Here is a 4336-nt window from a genome sequence, read left to right on the forward strand (position 1 = left end):
TCTTCGATGTGGCCACCGATCGGGTGACGGTCCGTGAAGCGCAACGAGCGAGGCCCCCGGGCTGTTGATCGGGATGTCTGACGTCTCAGTCACGTTGCTCGGGGGCCTCGTTGGTCGTCCATCCTGCCGCACTCGACCTGCCGCATGCACTCGTGGAGTGGGTCACCATGCTGATCGCACCCGTGAGGGCGACCGGCGCTGCAAGCTCCGTCCGTCACAGCGGGCGATGGTGGCACTGGTGTACCTGCGCGAGCACATCACTCTGGCGAAGATCGCCGCCGGGTTCGGGATCAGCGAGTCCACCGCGCATGCCTACACCAGCATGGTCGTCGACCTGCTGGCCGCCCGTGCACCGGGTCTGCTGAAGACGCTGCGTGAGCACGAGCCCGAGTTCGTCCTGCTCGACGGCACCCTCGCCGAGTGCGACCGGGTCGGCGACGGCCGGGCCGACTACTCCCACAAACACCGGCGCCATGGTGTGAACGTGCAGGTCGTCACCGATCCTGGCGGCCGGCTGCTGTGGCTCTCGCCCGCCCTGCCGGGCCGCACCCAGGATCTGACCGCCGCCCGTACCCACCGGATCATCCGGATCTGCGAGCGCCAGGGCGTCCCGATCCTGGCCGATCTCGCCTACCAGGGCGCCGGCCCGTGGCTGACCACCGGCATCAAACGCAGGCCCCTGCAGGAACTCACCCCCACCGAAAAGTCCCGCAATCAGGCACTGGTCGCAGCGCGAGCACCCGTCGAACGCGGGGTCGCAAGGCTGAAGTCCTGGCGGATCTTCCGCAGGGCCCGATGCAGCCCCAACCGCATGACGTCAATCGCCAAAGCAGTCCTCACACTGGAGCGGCAACGCTGAAGAAGCTCACCGGAAGGGTCTGACAAACTGTCCGCCGGCCACCTGCCTGCTGCCTTGAAGTGGCCCCAGCCTTGGCCGAACGGTGGGATTGACTCGGAGGGTCGCCGCGAGGGGGCGGACTCTGCGGAGCCACGCCGGGCGATGCTGGCGAGATGGAGGGGAAGCTCAAACGTGAGCAAATCGATTCCTGATTCGCTCGAGGAGGCACAAGCGTGGCTGGATCGGTCTAGTCACGATGGCCAGGTGCTTGAGCAAATACGTGAGTTCACTGCTTCCCGAGCCAGCGATCGCCGCCTTGCGGCAGACCTGCGGAAACAGTGGGCCGAGTTGTCGCTCCAGGTCAATGCACGATCGCACGGCGACGGGCCTTGGCAGCAAGCGCGGATGATCGCGAACGAATGTTGGTTGCGAACGTTGATCATTGAGCAGCTCGGCGCCGATCCCGAAGGCCCGCGCTGGAACCCCACTCGCGTCGCTTCGGACCTGTTCGGCGCATTGCCTCTGACGCCAACGCAAGCCCGCGTGCTGAGCGAACGATGGCAGGATCGTGCTGTCGAGCAGATCGGCGAGCTGCGTCGAGTCAAGAACATCACCGCGCCACTCCAACAGCTCCTGCCGCACCTTCCGCAAGGCGAGATCCACGACCAGGCGCAGCAATGGCTGGACATTCGGCAACTACTCCCCTGAGGAAGCCGACAAGCGGCTGCCTCAACGCACGCACAAATGCTGGTGTAGTCAACATCCTCGACGCGATGTGTCTCATGAGAGGGCGTTAAGTCCGTTTCTGGTAGCGGCCTCGTCCAGGCTGAGTGAGGAAGCCTTGGCGGAGGAGACGTCCGAGGCGGCTGCGGGTGATGTTGACGGATGCCTCGTCGGTGGGCATGCCGAGGAGTTCGTGCAGCTCACGAGCTCGGAAGACCTGGTCGGGGTGCTGGTTGAAGGCGTTCACGATGGCCTGGTAGGCGGTGTTCGTCTCGGGCGGATCGGGGTCGCCTCCAGCGGGTGCGAGTTCGGTGATGACCTTGGCGGTGGTGGCCAGGTCCGCGAGTCGCGCTTCGGTCTCGGCCAGGGCGGCGGTCAAGTGCTGGATCTGGTCGCGTAGTTCAATGGCTCGGGATGTGGTCTCGTCGTGCTGGGCCTGGAGGCCGGCCAGGAGCCCGGTGACGTTCACGCGGCCAGCCCGAGGGTGTCGCGCCAGGCCGGAGAGGGTGTGGTGAGGCGGCGGGCCATGTTCGCGATCGAGGCCCAGTAGATGCGTGAGGCGGAGGTGTCGGGCCTGTGGTCGTACTCACGGGCGAGGCGCCGGTGCAGCATCAACGTGCCGTTGACCTGCTCCACGATCCACCTCTTCGGTTGCGGAACGAAGCCTTTGCCCTGATCGGCCCGGTTGCGGCGGACGATCTCGATGTCGATGTCCAGCAGGGCGCCGTGGATGAGGACCTAGCCCTTGAAGCCCTGGTCCACCAGGGCCTTCTCCAGGCGGTTGCCGCACCGCTCGGCGGCTTGGTCGAGCAGGGCGGTGCCGGCGGTGTTGTCGTGGGCGGAGGCGGCCAGCACGACGACGCCGATGACCAGCCCCAGGACGTCGACGGCCAGTCCCCGCTTGCGGCCCGACACCTTCTTGTGCGCGTCCAGTCCCGTCGTGGTTTTCGGGACACCCGCCGCGGCGCGGACGGACTGGGTGTCGATGATCACGAGGGACGGGTCCTCTAATCGCCGGGCTCGCTCCCTCACCTGGCAGCGCAGGAGTTCCTGGATGCGCTGGTCGAGGCCGTCCTGACGCCACAGGGTGAAGTAGTAGAACACCGCCGACCAGGTCGGCAGGTCGTGGGGCAGGTAGCGCCACTGGCAGCCCGTCCGGTTCTGGTAGAAGATCGCGTTCACGACTTCCCGCAGGTCGTAGGACCCAGGATCACCGGTCGCCGACCGTGCCACCCGGTCCTGCTTCCACGCCGTGTTCATCGGCTGGATCAGCGCCCACTGCTCGTCCGATAAGTCGCTGGGGTATGGCTCTCGCTCCATGCCCCGCATCTCAGCATGAACATGCCTATCAGGTGCCCGGCACGGCGACCAGTACCACGATCGAGCGATCACGAACCGAGGAAGATCGGACTTAACGTCCACTCAAAGCGTGAGCACCGGGCGGGTGGAGAAGTCGTTGTACATGTCCTCTCCGTCCGGTCCATACACGAACTCGGCCATCTCAGGGTTGCGGTTGGCGGTCGCCAGGGGGAGCCAGGCCAGCAGGTGGCCGTAGCCGCCGCACACCGACTCGCCCCCGTCGCCGCCGTGGACCGCGGTGACATCGCCGGTCAGCTCGGCACGGTAGGTGTCGTAGGCGATGTGCAGGCCGAAGGCGTTCAGTTCGTTGTGCGGGCCGGTGTCGTCGCCGTAGGGGATGCGGTCGAGGGGACAGTCCTTGCCCCACCGGAACAGGGTGTCCGACCCTGCGCCGCAGGCGTGCTCCCACTCGTCGGAGGTCGGCATCCGCAAACCACGGGCGGAGAGGGCAGCTGGCATGTCGGCCGGGGGTTCGGTCAGGTTCTCGTCATCCACGGCCATCAGGACGGTCGCCAGGTGAACGTTGCGGGGAGCGCTGAGGATGCGGGCAAGGTGGGTCCGCAGATCGGACCCGTGACCGTAGCCCTGTTCCACGCTCTCGGCGTAGTCGGCGGCCTGCTGCGCAGTCGGCTGCCAGGTGTTGAGGTCGAAGCCCAGGGATACCCGGCCTCCGGGTATCAGGGCGAACTCCTGCCCCTCCCGCACTATCCGGACGCGGTGCAGCAAGCCACCGATGTGTTCCGTGGCCTCGACGAGTGACACCCGACCGCCCACGTGGTCAGCGGCATTCTGGGCGATCTGCCGGGTGGTGGCCTCGTCGAAGGTCCGCCACAGGTCGAGAGTGAGATCAGCGAGCAACATGGCCAGCAGTGTGGCATGCGGCACTGACACCGCCGCGGAGGGACGGTCCAGTCGTTCCAGTGCCGCCTTGGTCCTCGCGGATCAGCCCACACTGCGATCTCTCGGGTTGGTGTCGGTGGTGGTGAGAGTCGTTCGCGCAAACGGAAGTTGAGCCAGAGCCCGGCAGCAGTTGTCCAGCGTTTGGGGAGGCACCCGAACCACGCTGTGCTCGATGTTCACGCGATGGAACAGCGCTCAGCCCGGTCGAGTGCGCCTTCGTGCTGGTTCCCGGTGGGCGGCGTCCGCTGTGGAGTGGCCGGTATCGGTCAGTTGGTCAGGTTGAGGGTAGTCAGGCGGCCGGGGTCGGTGAGGATGTCGAGTGCGGTGATGCGGCCGTTGTGGATGGTGAACGACATGACGGACAGCGGTTGTCGGTTTTCGGCGAACGAGACGACGCCGGGTGTGCCGTTGACCAGTACCAGGTGTGCGTTCGCCGCGAAGCGGGCGAAGGTGATGGCCTGGGACGCCACGTCGCCCGCGCCGTGTCGCAGGATGCTCGGGACGAGTGTGCCGCCG

At 66.5% G+C, this 4336-nt stretch carries 3 protein-coding genes and 3 pseudogenes; 2 read left to right on the forward strand and 4 right to left on the reverse strand.

Annotated elements, in window-relative coordinates; all coding sequences use genetic code 11:
- Positions 1-110 precede the first annotated feature (110 nt).
- Positions 111-859: pseudogene (locus tag AC0VY3_RS36280) on the forward strand (transposase).
- 171 nt (positions 860-1030) lie between these two features.
- The gene (locus AC0VY3_RS36285) at positions 1031-1546 is read left to right on the forward strand and encodes a hypothetical protein (RefSeq protein ID WP_475551810.1); all 516 of its coding nucleotides are present in this window, start codon (positions 1031-1033) and stop codon (positions 1544-1546) included.
- A gap of 85 nt (positions 1547-1631) precedes the next feature.
- Here AC0VY3_RS36285 and AC0VY3_RS36290 read toward each other — a convergent pair whose 3' ends face one another.
- The 4 genes and pseudogenes from AC0VY3_RS36290 to AC0VY3_RS36305 form a co-directional block, all read right to left on the reverse strand.
- The gene (locus tag AC0VY3_RS36290; RefSeq protein WP_475551811.1) at positions 1632-2030 is read right to left on the reverse strand and encodes a hypothetical protein; all 399 of its coding nucleotides are present in this window, start codon (positions 2028-2030) and stop codon (positions 1632-1634) included.
- Positions 2027-2881: pseudogene (locus tag AC0VY3_RS36295) on the reverse strand (IS5 family transposase). Before AC0VY3_RS36295 ends, AC0VY3_RS36290 begins: the two are co-directional and overlap by 4 nt.
- Before the next feature lie 102 nt (positions 2882-2983).
- Entirely contained in the window at positions 2984-3781 is a 798-nt protein-coding gene (locus AC0VY3_RS36300; protein WP_242735313.1) for a hypothetical protein, read from the reverse strand.
- 305 nt (positions 3782-4086) lie between these two features.
- Positions 4087-4336 (reverse strand): annotated as a pseudogene (locus tag AC0VY3_RS36305) (RNA polymerase subunit sigma-70); the annotation flags it as partial.

This window comes from Streptomyces sp. iso_384, from assembly GCF_056172905.1.

Bases quoted from the DNA above. Each gene is read 5' to 3' on its own strand.
- AC0VY3_RS36300 (WP_242735313.1), bottom strand. From the start codon at position 3,781: ATGTTGCTCGCTGATCTCACTCTCGACCTGTGGCGGACCTTCGACGAG.